16 protein-coding genes are annotated in these 15,763 nt (G+C 70.2%); 7 read left to right on the top strand and 9 right to left on the bottom strand.

Annotated elements, in window-relative coordinates; translation table 11 throughout:
- Positions 1-45 precede the first annotated feature (45 nt).
- On the top strand, positions 46-567 hold the full coding sequence (locus F9B98_RS09245) for a DUF2127 domain-containing protein (RefSeq protein WP_150956354.1): 522 nt from the start codon (positions 46-48) through the stop codon (positions 565-567).
- 20 nt (positions 568-587) lie between these two features.
- On the opposite strand, the gene F9B98_RS09240 is transcribed toward F9B98_RS09245, so the two are convergent.
- The gene (locus F9B98_RS09240) at positions 588-1,280 is read right to left on the bottom strand and encodes a class I SAM-dependent DNA methyltransferase (RefSeq protein WP_191966753.1); all 693 of its coding nucleotides are present in this window, start codon (positions 1,278-1,280) and stop codon (positions 588-590) included.
- A 97-nt stretch (positions 1,281-1,377) separates the two neighbouring features.
- On the opposite strand from F9B98_RS09240, the gene F9B98_RS09235 reads away from it, so the two are divergent.
- Entirely contained in the window at positions 1,378-2,307 is a 930-nt protein-coding gene (locus F9B98_RS09235) for an AEC family transporter (RefSeq protein ID WP_150956350.1), read from the top strand.
- 72 nt (positions 2,308-2,379) lie between these two features.
- Complete coding sequence (locus F9B98_RS09230; protein ID WP_150956348.1) at positions 2,380-2,928, top strand: HdeD family acid-resistance protein; 549 nt, start codon at positions 2,380-2,382, stop codon at positions 2,926-2,928.
- A 49-nt stretch (positions 2,929-2,977) separates the two neighbouring features.
- Here the strand turns inward: F9B98_RS09230 and F9B98_RS09225 are convergent, their stop codons facing one another.
- Together F9B98_RS09225 and F9B98_RS09220 are read right to left on the bottom strand one after the other, a co-directional pair.
- Complete coding sequence (locus tag F9B98_RS09225) at positions 2,978-4,948, bottom strand: alpha/beta hydrolase family protein (protein WP_150956346.1); 1,971 nt, start codon at positions 4,946-4,948, stop codon at positions 2,978-2,980.
- Positions 4,949-4,950: 2 nt separating this feature from the next.
- Positions 4,951-5,715 (bottom strand): SDR family oxidoreductase, encoded by a 765-nt coding sequence (locus F9B98_RS09220; RefSeq protein ID WP_150956343.1) that lies wholly within the window; start codon positions 5,713-5,715, stop codon positions 4,951-4,953.
- Between the two features lie 154 nt (positions 5,716-5,869).
- On the opposite strand from F9B98_RS09220, the gene F9B98_RS09215 reads away from it, so the two are divergent.
- The 4 genes from F9B98_RS09215 (at position 5,870) to F9B98_RS09200 (ending at position 8,543) form a co-directional block, all read left to right on the top strand.
- Positions 5,870-6,346: an NfeD family protein gene (locus F9B98_RS09215; protein WP_150956340.1), complete on the top strand. Its 477-nt coding sequence runs from the start codon at positions 5,870-5,872 to the stop codon at positions 6,344-6,346.
- A complete protein-coding gene (locus F9B98_RS09210; protein ID WP_150956337.1) occupies positions 6,343-7,284 on the top strand; it encodes an SPFH domain-containing protein in 942 nt (313 codons plus the stop codon). The genes F9B98_RS09215 and F9B98_RS09210 overlap by 4 nt, the downstream gene beginning before the upstream one ends.
- Positions 7,281-8,078, top strand: coding sequence for a glycerophosphodiester phosphodiesterase family protein (locus F9B98_RS09205; RefSeq protein ID WP_150956334.1), 798 nt, complete (start codon positions 7,281-7,283; stop codon positions 8,076-8,078). Before F9B98_RS09210 ends, F9B98_RS09205 begins: the two co-directional genes overlap by 4 nt.
- A gap of 93 nt (positions 8,079-8,171) precedes the next feature.
- Entirely contained in the window at positions 8,172-8,543 is a 372-nt protein-coding gene (locus F9B98_RS09200; protein ID WP_150956331.1) for an RNA polymerase-binding protein RbpA, read from the top strand.
- Between the two features lie 15 nt (positions 8,544-8,558).
- On the opposite strand, the gene lnt is transcribed toward F9B98_RS09200, so the two are convergent.
- The 6 genes from lnt to F9B98_RS09170 form a co-directional block, all read right to left on the bottom strand.
- Entirely contained in the window at positions 8,559-10,136 is a 1,578-nt protein-coding gene (gene lnt / locus F9B98_RS09195) for an apolipoprotein N-acyltransferase (RefSeq protein ID WP_150956328.1), read from the bottom strand.
- Positions 10,133-12,616 carry a DEAD/DEAH box helicase gene (locus F9B98_RS09190; RefSeq protein ID WP_150956325.1) on the bottom strand — a complete coding sequence of 828 codons (2,484 nt, stop codon included), beginning with the start codon at positions 12,614-12,616 and terminating at the stop codon, positions 10,133-10,135. Before F9B98_RS09190 ends, lnt begins: the two co-directional genes overlap by 4 nt.
- Entirely contained in the window at positions 12,613-13,374 is a 762-nt protein-coding gene (tatC, locus tag F9B98_RS09185; RefSeq protein ID WP_150957765.1) for a twin-arginine translocase subunit TatC, read from the bottom strand. Before tatC ends, F9B98_RS09190 begins: the two co-directional genes overlap by 4 nt.
- A gap of 63 nt (positions 13,375-13,437) precedes the next feature.
- Complete coding sequence (tatA, locus tag F9B98_RS09180; RefSeq protein WP_094733007.1) at positions 13,438-13,689, bottom strand: Sec-independent protein translocase subunit TatA; 252 nt, start codon at positions 13,687-13,689, stop codon at positions 13,438-13,440.
- A gap of 88 nt (positions 13,690-13,777) precedes the next feature.
- Positions 13,778-14,752 carry a WYL domain-containing protein gene (locus tag F9B98_RS09175; protein WP_150956322.1) on the bottom strand — a complete coding sequence of 325 codons (975 nt, stop codon included), beginning with the start codon at positions 14,750-14,752 and terminating at the stop codon, positions 13,778-13,780.
- Positions 14,749-15,741 carry a helix-turn-helix transcriptional regulator gene (locus tag F9B98_RS09170; RefSeq protein WP_150956319.1) on the bottom strand — a complete coding sequence of 331 codons (993 nt, stop codon included), beginning with the start codon at positions 15,739-15,741 and terminating at the stop codon, positions 14,749-14,751. The genes F9B98_RS09175 and F9B98_RS09170 overlap by 4 nt, the downstream gene beginning before the upstream one ends.
- Positions 15,742-15,763 lie beyond the last annotated feature (22 nt).

Raw genomic sequence — 15,763 nt, 5'->3', positions numbered from 1 at the left:
CCCCGACGACGGCCGCCGTCGACGTCGGCCGGAGAGGAGCGCCAGATGCGCGAACGGGTGATGGATCTCGTCTTCCTGATCGGTGTCGCCTTGAAGGGCCTCGACGGCCTGGTCGAGCTGGTCGGCGCGGTCGTGCTGCTGGTGACGACGCCCGGCCAGTTGCTGCACGTCGCCCAGCGGCTGACGGCGCACGAGCTGGCGCGGGAGCCGAACGACTTCCTCGCGAACGCGCTGCTGCACAGCATCGAACAGCTCGGATCGGGCACTGTCGTGTTCCTCGCCGTGTACCTCCTGCTGCACGGCGTTGTGAAGCTCGCGATCGTCATCGCCCTGATGCTCGGCACCCGACGGGTGTACCCGTGGGCGATCGTCGCGATCGGTGCCTTCCTCGTCTACCAGGTGTACGAGATGTTCGTCTCACCGAGCATCGGTCTCGTGCTGCTCACGGTGTTCGACCTGATCATCCTGCTGCTCACCTGGCGCGAGTGGCGGCGCGGCCGACCCCTGCGCCAGACCTGGCATTCGACGCTGGATTGGGTCCTGCGCCGGCCGCAGCCGCAGCACTGACCGCTCCCGCGGGGCACGCGTCAGCGGCGGCACGCGAAGAACAGTCGCGGTGCCTCGTCGTCGACGGGACGATCGCGGCCGCCGCTCACCTCGACCCGGGTGAATCCCGCCTCCGCCAGCATGCGGCGGACGTCGGTCAACGCGGCACCGTACTCGGCGATCGTCTCGTCGATCGGATCGTGGTCGCCCTCGATGCGCACGTGCCAGTCGTAGCGGTCGTCGCCCTCGTCGCTAATCGAGATCGTGACCGTCGCTCCCCCGGCGACCGTCGTCTCGGACCGCCCCGCGCCGTCGCGGAGGCGCCCGAGCGTGTTCATGTCGAAGAGGAACATCCCGTCGGGTTCGAGATGGCCGACTGCGACGGCGAACACCCGCGGCCAGTCCGAGACCGGCACATGGTTGACGGTGTCGTAGACGCACGCGACGACGTCGAACCGCCGATCCAGCGCGACGTCGCGAATGTCCGCCTCGATCAGGTCGGCATCCACCCCCTTGATCCGGGCGATCTCGAGCATGTCGGGTGACACGTCGATGCCCACCTTGGCCCACGCGGCGGGCAGGAGATCGAGCACGGCCCCGGTGCCGCACCCGAGCTCGAGGATCGACTCCACCTCGCGCCCGAGCTCGACCGCGCGTCTCTCGATCCAGGCGGCGAAGGGCTCGGGGGTCCCGCCCTGCAGGGCGTCGTAGAAGCGCGCGAATCCGGAGTACATGCACCTCATCCCACCACGCCGTCACGGGCCGGACCAAGACCCCCGCTACGCTCGAACTGATGACTCCCCCAGGCGCGCCGGTACGGACCCCCGTCGCATGAGCGGCGTCTTCACCGGATTCGCGGTCGTCGGCCTCGCCGTGGTGGTGGGCTACGTCATCGCCCGCATCGACCTGCTCGGTCCGCACGCGCGGCACGTCCTCAGCCGTCTGACGTTCTTCGTCCTGTCGCCGTTCCTGCTGTTCACGGTGCTCGCGAAGGCGGATGTCGCGACGCTGTTCTCCGCTCTCCTGCCGGTCTCGATGATCACCGCCGCGGTCATCATCGGCGTGTACGCGCTCGTGTCGGCCCTGATCCTGCGGCGCCGCGTGGGCGAGACGGTGATCGGCGCGCTGTCGGCCGGTCAGGTGAACAGCAACAACATCGGCATCCCGATCTCGCTCTACATGCTCGGAAACGCGGCGTACTCGGCCCCGGTGATCCTGTTCCAGTTGCTGATCCTCATGCCGATCGCCCTCTCGATCCTGGATGCCGCGACCTCGGGGTCTCGGAACATCGGGCGCATCCTGTTGCAGACGGCGAAGAACCCGATGCTCATCGGCTCCGCCCTGGGTGTGCTCGTGGCGCTGCTGGGCATCGACCTGCCGCCCATCGTCTTCGATCCGCTGCACCTGATCGCCGGCGCGTGCGTGCCCGTCCTGCTGATGTCGTACGGAATGTCGCTGTACGGCCAGCGCGTGCTGACCGAGCCCGGCCGCCGCGTCGACATCGTGATCGCCTCGATCCTCAAGCTCTTCGCGATGCCCGCGCTGGCGTGGCTCGTCGCGACGCTGTTCGCCCTGCCCGCCGACCAGGTGTTCATCGTCGTCGTGCTCGCGGCCCTGCCGACGGCGCAGAACGTGTTCAACTTCGCCCAGCGCTACGGCGTGGGCGAGATCCTGTCGCGCGACGTCGTGTTCATCTCGACCCTCGGCTGCCTCCCGGTGCTGTTCACGGTGGCGCTGCTGCTCGAGCACTCCCCCGCGTAGCACTCGTCGCGCCGGGCAACCCTCGGGTCTAGGGTGAGAGTTGTTCTCAGCTTTCACTCAGAAAGGCTCGCCATGTCGCCCACCACGACCAACCCCGCCGTCGGCGCCGTACGCACCGCGCTCGGCGTCAGCGGAGCCCTCTCGCTCGTCATCGGTCTGCTCATCCTCATCTGGCCCGGCCGCACCGCCGAGGTCGCCGTCGGCATCATCTCGGTCTACGTGATCATCGCCGGCCTCGTGAACATCGGCATCGGCCTGTTCTGGCGGTCCGGATGGGCCCGCATCGGCTACCTCGTGCTCGGCGTGCTGTTCATCGTCGCCGGCATCTTCTCGTTCGCCAACCTGTCGGCGACGACCGCGTGGTTCGGCGTCTTCATCGGCACCCTGGTCGGCATCCTGTGGATCATCGAGGGCGTCGTCTCGCTCACCACGGCCGGTCACCAGTCGAAGGCGCGGGCCTGGACGATCTTCTTCGCGATCGTCAGCATCGTCGCCGGCATCGTGCTGCTGTTCTCGCCGCTGCTGGGCGCGGTGACGCTGTTCCTGCTCATCGGCATCTCGCTGGTGATTCTCGGCGTCTTCCAGATCGTGCGCGCGATCCAGTTCGGCAAAGCCGTGTGATCTCGAACGAACAGGGCCCGGATGCCATGGCATCCGGGCCCGTTCCCTGTCACGTCACCGGGAGGTAGCGGCTCCACCACTCGAGGACCGCGTCGAAGCGCTGCACGCGGTGCTGCGGGCGACCGGCGCGGGTGAGCTCATGGTCTTCGCCGGGGAAGACGAGCATCTCGGCGTCGACGCCGTTGCGCTTCAGCGCCGCGTAGTACCGCGTGGCCTGCTCGAGCGGACAGCGGTAGTCGAGCTCGGAGTGCAGCACGAGCGTGGGCGTGGCGACCTGGTCGACGACGACCATCGGGCTCTGCGCGGCCACCAGCAGCGGGTCGGTGCCGACGTACTCGTCGCCGAAGAACGAGCCGATGTCGCTCGAGCCCGGGAACGCGGCGGGGTCGAGGAATCCGCGCTCCACGATCGCGCCGGCGAAGCGGTGGTCGTGGGCGATGACCCAGGCGGTCATATACCCGCCGTACGAGCCGCCCATCACCCCGACCCGCTCCGCGTCGAGCCGCGGGTCGGCCGCGACGACGCCGTCGAAGAAATCCATCACGTCGAAGAAGTCGAGCGTGCCCATGCGGCGGCGGATCGACCGCCCGTGCGCCCGGCCGTAACCGGCGCTCCCCCGCGGGTTGCTGTAGACGACGGCGTATCCGGCGTCGACGAGCACCTGCGTCTCGTCGAACAGGTGCACGCCATACGACGCGTACGGCCCGCCGTGGATCTGCAGGATGACCGGGAACGGCCCCTCCCCCTCGGGAGTGGCGACCCAGCCGTGCACCGGGTAGCCGTCGCGGCCGGTGATCTCGTGCTCGACCGGCACGACGATGCCCGCCTCGCGCGCGGCGGCTCCGAACGCGGTGACCGCCCGCACCTCGGGCCCCTCGATCACGACGAGCTCGCCGAAGGATTCGGGAGAGGCGACGGACGCCACGACCCGGCCCCGCGCGACGGCATGGCCGTTCACCTCGAGGTCGCCGCCGAGCACCTGCTCCACCCGCCCGTCGCGCGTCACACGCAGGAGCCGCAGACGACCGCGCGTGCGGTCTTGGACGAGGACGTCGTCGCCGTCGAACGACAGGTGGCTGCCCACCTCGCCGAGATCGGTCGTCTCGGGGTCGGTGAGAAGGCGCGGCCCAGCGGACTCGAGGGCGAACAGCGCGACACCGGGAGCGACGAAGTCGGTCCCCTCATCTCCCACGTCGTTCGCCAGCACGAAGACCGCCCCGTCGGGTGCGACATCGACCGCTGCGATGGAGAGGTTCTCGGCCCGGCCCAGCACCTCGCGCTGCTCGCCGCTGTCGACGGCGATCGCGACGACGCGATCGCGCAGGTCGCGGCGGGCGGTCTCGATCACGTCGGGCACGCTGAGCAGTTCGGCGCCGTCGCGCGTCCACGCCACGCCGCTCCAACTCGTCTCGCCGTGCGTGAGTTGCGCGGCGGGTTCGGCGACGACCTTCTTCTCCGGCGTCTCGAGGGCGGGCGCGGGGTCGTAGAACGGCTCGGCATCCGTGGCGGGGGCGTCCACCACGAACACCTGGGCGGGTCGATCGAGGTAGCCCAGACCGTTCGCGTGCCAGCGGATACCGGTGATCCGGCGCGGCGGTTCGGCCGCGGCATCCCGCCCCTCGACGGTGCCGTACCGCCCGGGCTCGGGAACGCGCGCGGTGAAGGCGAGGCGCGATCCGTCCGGCGACCAGGCCAGATCGGTCACTCCTCCGGGCTGGTCGGTGACCTGCACCGGCTCGCCGCCGTGCGCGGCGACGACGAACACCTGCGCGCGGCCCCTCGCGTCGGAGCGGAGGAACGCGACGGTGCTGTCGTCGGGCGACAGGCGCGGCGAGCGGTCGGCCGTCCCGCGTGTGATGCGCCGGGGCGCACCCGCGGGCAGGTCGACCCGCCACAGCTGGCCGACCGCCCGATCGGCGTCGAGGTCGGGGCGCGAGGTCGCGAAGACCGCGAACGCGCCCGAGGCGGAGATCGCAGGCCGACCGACCCCGATCAGTGTCTGGATGTCGGTCGGCCGCATGCTCACTCGCCTCCGAACGAACCCGTGTCTCCGACGAGGCGGGTGTTGTCGGCGGGCACCGGGTCGACCGCGGCCTGGGCGACCTCGGCGGCGAACTCCGACACGTTGTAGAGCTTTCCGGCATCCTCGCGGCGGGCCGAGATCGCGCCGGGGTTGGCGCGTTCGAGCAGGGTCGCCGTGATGGTGCCCTCGATCATGTCGCCCGAGACGACGGTGAAGCCGATGCCGCGCTCCTCGAGAGCGGGGATCTTCTCGCGCAGAGCGTCTTCGCCGGCGCGCTTGGACAGGGCGACCGGCTCGTACTCGGGCATGGTCGGGGTGGTGCGGATGAAGTGCGCCTGGTGGCTGGTGACGAAGACGACGCGGGCGTCGTCCTTCAGCAGCGGAAGCGCCGTCTCGAGCACGTTCACCTGCGCGTCGCGGTTGAGCAGGAGCGCGTAGTCCTCGGCCATGCCCGACTCCATGCCGCCCGAGGCGTTGAGCACGAGGATGTCGAGACCGCCGAAGGTGCGCTCGACCTCGTCGAACATCACCTTCACCGACTCGGGGTCGGTCAGATCCGCCCCGACGACGAGGGCCTCGACGCCGAGCTCGCGCAGCTGCGTGGCGAGCTTCTCGGCACGGGGGGCCTTGTTGCGGAAGTTGATGACGACGTTCGCGCCGGCCTCGGCGAAGTAGCGGACGGTGTCGGCGCCGATACCGCGCGACGAGCCGGTGACGAGGGCGGTCTTGCCGCTCAGGGATCCGGACGGGAGGGTCTGGGACACGGGGGTTCTCCTGACGATTCGAAGATCAGCCCCCAGCCTATCGAGCCCGGATGCCGCATCCCGGATGCCGCGGATGGTGCGGACTGCTGTGGGGAGGGTGAGAACCGGCCCCGGTGTCGGTACCCGGTGATACGTTCGGGCCAGGAGGCACGAAATGGACGTTCTCTCCACCCTCGAGACGTGGGCCTGGATCGGCTGGATCCTGCTCATCCTCGTGTTCCTCGTGTGCGAGATGCTCACCGGCGAGCTCACGTTCCTCATGGTCTCGGTCGGGAGCCTCGCGGGGCTCGTCGCCGACGTGCTGGGCGCACCGCTCTGGCTGCAGATCATCGTCGCGGCCGTGGCCTCGGTCGCACTGCTGCTCTTCGTGCGTCCGCCCCTGCTGCAACGCCTGCACCGCGGCGCCGACCCTCGACCGTCCAACATCGAGGCCCTGTTGGGCCTCGAGGGGCTCGTCCTGTCGCGGATGTCGGCGTCGGTCCCCGGGCAGGTCAAGCTGGCGAACGGCGACGTGTGGACCGCCCGCGCCGACACCGACGCCCGGATCGACCCCGCCACGCGCGTCGAGGTCGTCCGCATCGACGGCGCGACCGCCGTCGTCCGCGCGCGAGAGAAGGAGGAGACCTCATGAACGATCTGATCCCCGTGACGATCGGGTGGATCCTCGCGGCGGTGGTGGCGGTCTTCGTCATCGTCGTGCTGTTCCGCGCGATCCGCATCATCCCGCAGGCGCGGGCCGGCGTGGTCGAGAGACTCGGCAGGTACCACAAGACCCTCTCCCCCGGTCTGAACCTCGTCGTGCCCCTCGTCGACCGCGTGCGCCCGCTGATCGACATGCGCGAGCAGGTGGTGTCGTTCCCGCCCCAGCCCGTCATCACCGAGGACAACCTCGTCGTCTCGATCGACACCGTCGTCTACTTCCAGGTCACCGACGCGCGGGCGGCGACCTACGAGATCGCCAATTACCTCGGCGCGGTCGAGCAGCTGACCACCACGACGCTGCGCAACGTCGTGGGCGGGCTCAACCTCGAGCAAGCGCTCACCAGCCGTGACAACATCAACGGCCAGTTGCGCGTCGTCCTCGACGAGGCCACGGGAAAATGGGGCATCCGGGTGGGACGCGTCGAGCTCAAGGCGATCGATCCTCCCCTGTCGATCCAGGATTCGATGGAGAAGCAGATGCGGGCCGAACGCGACCGCCGCGCCGCGATCCTCACGGCCGAGGGCTCGAAGCAGTCGCAGATCCTCGAGGCCGAGGGGCGCCGTCAGGCGGCGATCCTCGAGGCCGAGGGAGACAAGCAGGCGGCGGTCCTGCGCGCCCAGGGTGAGGCCGAGGCGATCCACTCCGTCTTCACCGCCATCCACGACGGCCGCCCCGACGACAAGCTCCTCGCCTACCAGTACCTGCAGACGCTGCCGAAGATCAGCGACAGTTCCTCGAGCAAACTCTGGATCATCCCGAGCGAGTTCACCGAAGCCCTCAAGGGCATCTCCGGCGCGTTCGCCGCGCGCACCGGGGGCGACGACGAACCACCGCGGCCCGCCCCAGACGGCTCAGACGCCCGATGACGCTGCATCCGTATCTGTCCCGCTCCTCTCCGCGCGTGCTCGCCCACCGAGGACTGGTGACCCGGGATGCCGATGCGCTCGGGGTGGTCGAGAACTCCTTCGCCGCAGTGGCCGAGGCGCACGCGGCCGGGGCCGACTACGTCGAGTCGGACTGCCACCTGACCGCGGACGGAGAGGTCGTTCTCTTCCACGACGACGACCTGCAGCGCGTCGCCGGCGACCCGCGGGCGATCGCCGACGTGCGCCTGCACGAGATCGAGGAGCTGATGGCCGACCGCGGGGGTCTGATCACGCTGGTCCAGGCCCTCGACGCCTTCCCCGAGGTGCGCTTCAACCTCGACGTCAAGGCGGCGGCCGCGGCAGAGGGGGTCGGCCGGCTCGTCGCCCCGCACGCCGAGCGCGTGCTCGTCACGAGCTTCTCCGACGAGCGCCGGCGCGCTGCCCTCGCGGCCGCCGAAACCGCGGGGGCGCGGGTCCGTCCGGCGACCTCCCCGGGTTCGGGCACCATCGCCCGTCTCCTCGCGGCGCGGGCGCTGCACCGGACCGCCCTGGTCCGCTCTCTGCTGGGCGAGGTCGACGCCCTGCAGATCCCCGAGCGCCAGGGGCCGATCCGGGTGCTCACGCGCGGCCTCGTCCGCGCCGCGCACGCCGCCGGGGTCGAGGTCCACGTGTGGACGGTGAACGACGAAGACGACATGGCGCGCCTGCTCGACCTCGGCGTCGACGGCCTCGTCACCGACCGCGCCGACGTGGCCCTCGCGTTGGTGAACAGACGGGGAACGGCGCCTGTCTGAGCATCCACTGTGAAACCCGTCAGGACGCGCGCAGTTCGAATAAAGCGCACAGGTGCGGACGTTATACATGGGGACCGACGAGAGGACCACACAATGGCAGACCGCAGTCTCCGCGGCATCCGACTCGGCGCCCAAAGCCTCCAGAGCGAAGACGGCGTCGTGTTCCACGACCGTGCACAACACACCTACTCCTGCAGCACCTGCGGACGCGACACCGTCCTGACCTTCGCTGCCGACGCTGAAGTTCCCGACGCCTGGGAGTGCCGCACCTGCGGTGCCGAGGCGCTTCTTCGCATCGGAGAGGGCACGGCGACCGTCGACCACAGCGCCGACAAGGCCGCCCGTACGCACTGGGACATGCTCCTGGAGCGTCGCACCATCCCCGAGCTCGAAGAGCTGCTCGAGGAGCGCCTCGCGTTCGTCCGCGCTCGTCGCGGCGCGGGCAACGAGAAGCTCAGCGCCTGACGCTGACCCGCTGATTCAGACGCCGGCCCCTTCGGGGGTCGGCGTCTTCTTCGTGCGCCGCGAGCGGATCGCGAGTACGAGCCCGGCGGCGAGCAGCCCCGCGAGGCTCCCCCACCCGAGGATCAGCTTCACGGCCGGCCCGATCACGACCGCCGGGGTCAGCCCGGTGCGCAGCGGCACGTCGGTGAGCATGTGCCCCGCGGTGTCGGGCGGCAGGGAGTCGAGCACCGAGCCGTCGGGAGCGATGACCTGGCTCGTCCCCACCGTCGAGAGGTTGACCACGGAGCGCCCCGTCTCGATCGCCCGCATCTGCGCGAACGCGAGCTGCTGGAGGTTCTCGTCGGTGCCGCGGAAGTCGGCGTTGTTCGTCTGGAACATGTAGACCTCGGCGCCCTCGTTCGCGCCGTCCCACACGACGTCGTCGTAGATGACGTCGAAGCAGATCGCGAGTCCCACGCCGACGCCGTTCAGGTCGATCAGCGGCGCGGCCGTGCCCGGGGTGTACTCGCGACCGATGAGCCCGATCAGATCGGGGGCGAACGGCTCCCAGAACGAGCGGTCGGGAACGTATTCGCCGAAGGGCACCGGATGCCGCTTGTCGTAGATCGACCCCTCCTGCCCCGTGGCCGTCCACAGCAGCGACGAGTTGAACAGCTCCGAGCCCCGCTCCGTCACCGCCGACACCAGCAGGGGGGCGTCCAGGCGCCGAGACAGCTCCGACAGGGTCGCCGCCGTCGCCGGGTTCGAGGTCGGGTCGGAGTCGACGCCCCCCTCAGGCCACAGCAGCACGTCCATCTGCTGACCGAACAGCGGAGCGGATGCCGCGAGCTGCGCGTTCAACACGGCGTTGCGCGAACGCTGGTCGAAGTAGCCCGCCGGGCCGTTCCCCTGCACCGCGCCCACGCGGATCGTGCCCGCGTCGCTGGTGGGGAACGCCGGAAGCGCCACCAGCACCACGAGCACCGCCGTCGCGGGCACGGCGCCGACCACGCGGCGTACCCGCCCTGCGCGGACGAACTCGATCGCCATGGCGCAGAACAGCACGACGAGGAACGACAACCCCGACATGCCCACCCATGACGCCACCTCGGCGAAGGGGCCGTTCACCTGCGAGACGCCGATGCGCCCCCAGGGGAAGCCGCCGTACGGCCAGGAGCCCACGATCTGCTCGCGCAGGGTCCACAGGCCCGCCACCAGCGCCGGAAGTGGCAGAAGGCGCCCCACACGCCCCGGCGCAACGCGGGGCATCCAGCGGTACGCCAGGGAGATCGGAGCCGCCAGAACGGCCGTCATCAGCGCCTCGAGCACGAACAGGGCCGCCCACGGGACCGGTCCGAGGTAGCGGGCGGTGAAGAGCAGGTTGACCGAGAAGAACGCCACCCCGAACAGGAAGCCGATCAGCACCGCCGACCAGAACCGGCGTCCGATCAGCGTCACCAGGGCGAGGGCGACGGCGGGGAACGCCATCGGCCACCACGCCAGCGAGGGGTAGGCGGTGACGAGCAGCAGACCCGCCACCACGGCCAGGGGCGCGGCGAAGGCGAGGCGCAAGAGCGGGGCTCGGCGCGAGGCCGACGTCGCGGTCCCGCTCATGCCGAGGTGTAGGCCACGATGCCGCGCCGCACCGAGTCGAGCGCGGTGCGGGCGGTCTTCGCGAGCTTGGGCTCGGCCACGAGCGAGATCTGATCGAGCAGATCGATGGTCTGCTTCGCCCAGCGGACGAAGTCTCCCGCGGCCATGTCGGCGAGGGTCAGCACGCTGTCGAGCGGGAGCCCCTTCGCCCACGCGTGCATCGCCGGAGCAAGACCCGAGGCGGGCGACTCGGAGCCCGGCAGACGGTGGTCGCGCTCGAGGTCGTCGAGCTCTTGCCACAGCGTCTGCGTGGCATCCAAGGCACCCCGGAAGGCACCACGGGGCAGACCCCGCTCCCCCGGCCCCGCCTCATCGCGGCGCGGCTCGTACACGAGGCAGCACGCCAGGGCGGCGAGCGAGGGGGCGTCGAGCCCCTCCCACAGTCCCTGCCGCAGCGACTCGGCCACGAGCAGGTCGCGCTCGCCGTAGATGCGGCGCATCGTCCGCCCGGCACGGGTCAGCACGGTCGCCCCGTCGTCCTCGATCGCGACGTACTCGAGGGCGGCGAGCACCTCGACCACACGGTCGAAGACGCGCGCGACGGTTCCGGTGCGCTGGTCGATCTGCTGGCGGGTCTTGTCGGTCGTGCGCTTGAGCTTCCAATACCGCTCCGCCCAGCGGGCGTGCGCCTCGCGGTCGGGGCAGGAGTGGCACGGGTGCCGCTGCATGCGCTTGCGCAGCGACTGGATCTGCTGCTGACGTTCGTCGCGCAGACGGCGGGGGGCCGTGGCATCCCGTCTGTTGATCTTCTCGAGATCGCTCAGCTCGCGCCGGATGGTGGAGTACTCGCGGAAGTCGCCGCGATCGCACGTCATCGCCTTCTCGTAGCCGTCGAGCGACTCCTCGGCCTCTTTCACCTGGCGGGCCAGGCCCACGACCGACCGGTCGGCCTGAAACTGCGCGAACGACGACTCGAGGATCTCGCGGGCGCGCGCCCGACCGAACTGGTCGATGAGGTTGACGGCCATGTTGTACGTGGGCCGGAAGCTCGAGTTGAGCGGGTACGTGCGGCGCGAGGCGAGGGCGGCGACCGACTGCGGATCGAGCCCCTCGGTGAACTGCACCACCGCGTGACCCTCGACATCGATGCCGCGGCGGCCGGCGCGACCGGTCAGCTGCGTGTACTCCCCCGAGGTGATGGCGACGCGCGCCTCGCCGTTGAACTTCTCGAGCTTCTCGAGCACGACCGTACGCGCGGGCATGTTGATGCCCAGGGCGAGCGTCTCGGTGGCGAAGACGACCTTGACGAGCTTGCGGCGGAAGAGCTCCTCGACGACCTCTTTGAACGCCGGCAGCAGACCCGCGTGGTGCGAAGCCATTCCGCGTTCGAGGTTGTCGCGCCACTCCCAGAAGTGGAGGACGGCGAGATCCTCGTCCTTGAGGGTGAGGGTCAGCTCGTCGACGATCTGGCGGATCTCGACGCGCTCCTCGGCCGAGGTGAGCCGCACGTTCGCGCGGCGCAGCTGCTGCACGGCGGCATCGCACCCGGCGCGACTGAAGATGAAGAAGATCGCCGGCAGCAGGTGATTGCGCTGCAGCAACTCGACGACCTCGGGCCGGTCGATGCGCTCGATGCGGGGGCCCTGCTGAGCGCGCAGTGGCTTGTGCCCGCCGCGGCGCTGGTGCGCGTGGCGGGGGCCGCCCGCGTGCCGCTGCGAACGGTACTCCTGCGCGCGCCGGTTGTTCTCGTACCCGCCGGCGTTGCCGCCGCGGATGCGCAGCAGCTCTTGATTCACCTGGGCGGTGGCGACCCCGGCGCGGTCGTCGAAGAGCGGCAGCAGGTCGCCCCGCACGAGCACGTGCTGCTCGAGGGGCACGGGCCGCGTCTCCGACACGATCACCTCGGTGTCGCCGCGCACGGTGTCGAGCCAGTCGCCGAACTCCTCGGCGTTCGACACCGTCGCCGACAGCGACACGAGCTTGACCGACGGCGGGAGGTGGATGATCACTTCCTCCCACACCGCCCCACGGAAACGGTCGGCGAGGTAATGCACCTCGTCCATGACGACGAAGCGCAGACCCCGGAGTGCCGGTGAGTCGGCGTACAGCATGTTGCGCAACACTTCGGTGGTCATCACGACGATGCGCGCCGAGGCGTTGATGTTGGTGTCGCCCGTCAGCAGACCGACCTCGTCGTCGCCGTACACCTCTTGCAGCTCGTGGAACTTCTGGTTCGACAGCGCCTTGATCGGCGTGGTGTAGAACGCCTTGTCTCCGGGCTCGAGCATCGCGAGGTGGATCGCGAACTCACCGACGATGGTCTTTCCGGCACCGGTGGGAGCGGCCACCAGCACGCTCCGGCCGTCCTCGAGGGCATGGCATCCCGCGATCTGGAAATCGTCGAGCTCGAACCGCTGCATCTCGGCGAAGTCCGCCGTGTGCGGGTGCGTGGAACGGGCGGCGGCGCGAGCGAACCGCTCGGCCGGACTGGGAGAACTCACGCGATGGGCCCCGATGGCATCTCGGCCGCGGCGAGGCGACGCGCCTTGCGCCGGTCGAACAGCATCGAGACACCGGCCGCCGCGAAGAAGAGGACGGTCAGGATGCCGGCCAGCATCAGCATGCTGATGATGTCGGCCGCGGGGGTGGCGAGGGCCGAGAACAGCGTGGCGATGAGGATCGCGATGCGCCAGCCCTTGAGGATCGCCTTGCCGCTCATGATGCCCGCGACGTTCAGGGCGACCAGGAACACCGGCAGCACGAACGCCACCCCGACGACGATGAGGAGCTTGAAGACGAAGTCGTAGTAGTCGACGGCGTTGTAGAAGTTCGTCCCACCCTCGGGGGTGAAGCCCCACATGAGCTCGATCACGTGCGGGACGATCAGCAGCCCGACCCAGCAGCCCACGAAGAAGAGCGGGACGGCGGATGCCACGAACCCGACCGTGTAGCGGATCTCTTTGCGCGTGAGCCCGGGCATGATGAACGCCCAGATCTGCCACAGCCACACCGGCGCCGAGAGGAAGATGCCGATCGAGAATGCGATCCGCATGCGCAGATCGAACGCCGAGGTCACCGAGGTGAAGTTCAGCGCCGAGAAGTCGTCACCGCGCCGTTCGGCGATGGCCCGGATGGGCTCGGTGATGAGGTGGATGATCGGGTCGGTGATGAGGAAGGCCACCACCATGCCGACCACGAGCGCGAGCGCCGCGATCATGAGCCGCTTGCGCAGCTCGACCAGGTGCGCGCCGATCGACATGCGCTTGTCGCGCCGCGGCCCCTCGGGCACGTCGATCCGCGGCGGTCCTGCCGTCGCCACGGGTCAGACGGTGGGGTCGGTCGACCTGCGCGGCTCGGGAGCGACGGTCGGAGTCGTGCCGACGTCGGTGGCGCGCGGGGCTTCGGATGCGGCGGCGACCTCGTCGTCGCGCTTCATCTCCTTCATCTCACTCTTGAACACACGTGCCGACTGACCCATGCTCTTGGCGAGAGCGGGGAGCTTGGCGGCACCGAAAAGAAGGAGGATGACAGCGAGAACGATCAGCAGGTGCCATCCGGTCAAACCCTGGAACATGAGGACTCCTCGTCTCGTTCGGGCGGTACTTCAGTCTAACCCGGGCTCTCGCGCGCTGCTCCGACGCGCGGCAACCCTGCGGGATCGGTCAGGATTCGTGCGCGTACTGCGCGAGTCCCGCGGCCGCCCAGTCCGCGGCGGCGCGCCGGGCGCCGGCGGGTTCGAGGAGCTCGACCTCTCCCCCGCGCCGCGCCGCGAGGCGCTTGAGGCTCTGCTCGTCGGCCAGGCGGAGGGATGCCACGGCGCTGCCGTCCTCGGCATCCTCGATCTCGGCGCGCTCGAGGTAGTCCGCGAGCAGCGGGGCCACGGCGCGCGGGAAGCGGAACCGGGCGACGACCTCGTCGTCGGACGGGGCGAACAGCTCGGGTACCGGATCGGCACCGTGCGCGGCCGGGATCTCGGTGACCGCGGCGTCGCTCACGCGATCGAGGTGGAAGGTCCGGACGGCCTGACGCAGGTGATCCCAGCCCTGCAGGTACCACTGCCCGTTCGCGATGTGCACCTTGATCGGATCGACCGTGCGGCGGATGGGGTCGGCACCGGGGGCGCGATACGTGAACGACACGGCGACGCGTGCGCGCAGGGCCGAATCCACCACGTCGCGCACGCCGTCGACGGGCCCGGGTGCGACGATCACCGCCGCGGGCGCCGCCGCCGCTCCCCGGGCGAGCTTCGACAGCAGGCCCGTGACGAGCTCGCTGTCACCGAAGCCGGGCAGACTCCGCGCCAGCTGCAGCCCCGCCAGCAGCGCGGCCGCCTCTCGGGCGGTCAGACGCGGAGAGCGCTCCAGCCCCACGGTGTTCGTGATGGCGATGACGTCCTCGCGGTCGAGGAGGTCCCAGTCGATGTCGAACAGGTCGTGCGGGAGCTGCCAATACCCGCGCTCGCCCGGCAGCCCGATCACGGTGAGACGCTCGACCATCGCGCGCATCTGGTCGGGCGCGACCTCGAACTCGGCCGCGGCCTCGGCCACGGAGACCTCGCCCTTGCCCAGCAGGTAGGGCACGAGCTGCAGCAGGAGGGCGGCGCGGTCGAGGGCCGCGACGGGACGATCGGTGCTCACGCGGCACCCCCGTGCAGGGCGAGGGTGGCCTCGAGCCGGCGGATGACCTCGGTGCGCAGGTCGGCCGGTTCGACCACGCGCACCTCGGGTCCGTACGAGGCGAGCTCGTCGGCGAAGACGTGCAGGTCGACGTACGGCACGAAGATCCCCTGCGGCGCCTTCTCGGCGCGACGGTCGAGGCGCAGAGCCGCCTCGGTGCCGGGGTGCACCTCGAGCAGAGCCCGCTGGCGGGCGGCGACGGCGCGGAGGCCCTCGAGGGCGCGCTCTCCGGCTCCCTCGCGCAGCTCGGCCGGGAAGCTCGAGCGCGTCAGCGTGACCTCGCCGACGATCCGCGACAGCAGGAAGGTGCGGTCGGCTTCGACGGTGAGGTCGTTGCCGTAGACGTGCCACCGAGCCTCGTACTCGACGAGCGCGAGGGGCTGCACCCGACGCTCGCGCGGGCGGGCCTCTCCCGGGCGGAGGTAGGTGAAGGTGACGACGCGGCACTGCTCGATGGCGCGCTGCAGCGCGGCGAACGACGCGTCGCGCACGCGGATGCGTGGGGCGTACCCGATGATGGGCTCGTCGACCGCGATGCCGAGTGCCCGGATCTTGCGCAGGCCGCTGCGGGCGTCGGCCGAGAGCGACTCGCTCCCCCAAACGCCCCCGGCGATGTTGAGCAGAGCCACCTCGGCCGGACTGAACGTGATGTCCTCCGGCAGCGCGTACTCGGCGGTCGGAACGCGGTACCGCGCCTCGCGGAGATCGTCGGGATCGGTGCGGTTGCCGATCGTCTCGATCGGCACCCCGAGCCCGCGCAGGCTCTCTTTGTCGCGCTCGAACATCTTCTCGAGCGCGTCCTTCGACGCGCCCGCCTCGAGCTGCTCGCGGTAACCGGCCACCGACGACAGGATCGTGTCCTTCGTCAGGCCCTGCTCGGTCGCCATGAGGGCGACGACGAGGTTCACCAGGCGCTCCTCGGGGGCGCTGCGGGACACGGTGGCGGGCACCCGCCCATCCTAGGCGTCGAGC

The sequence above is a fragment of the Microbacterium testaceum StLB037 genome (genome assembly GCF_008763945.1).
GTDB lineage: Bacteria > Actinomycetota > Actinomycetes > Actinomycetales > Microbacteriaceae > Microbacterium > Microbacterium testaceum_G.
Note: the sequence above shows the minus strand (reverse complement) of the source record. Positions and strands in the feature narration are given on the sequence as shown.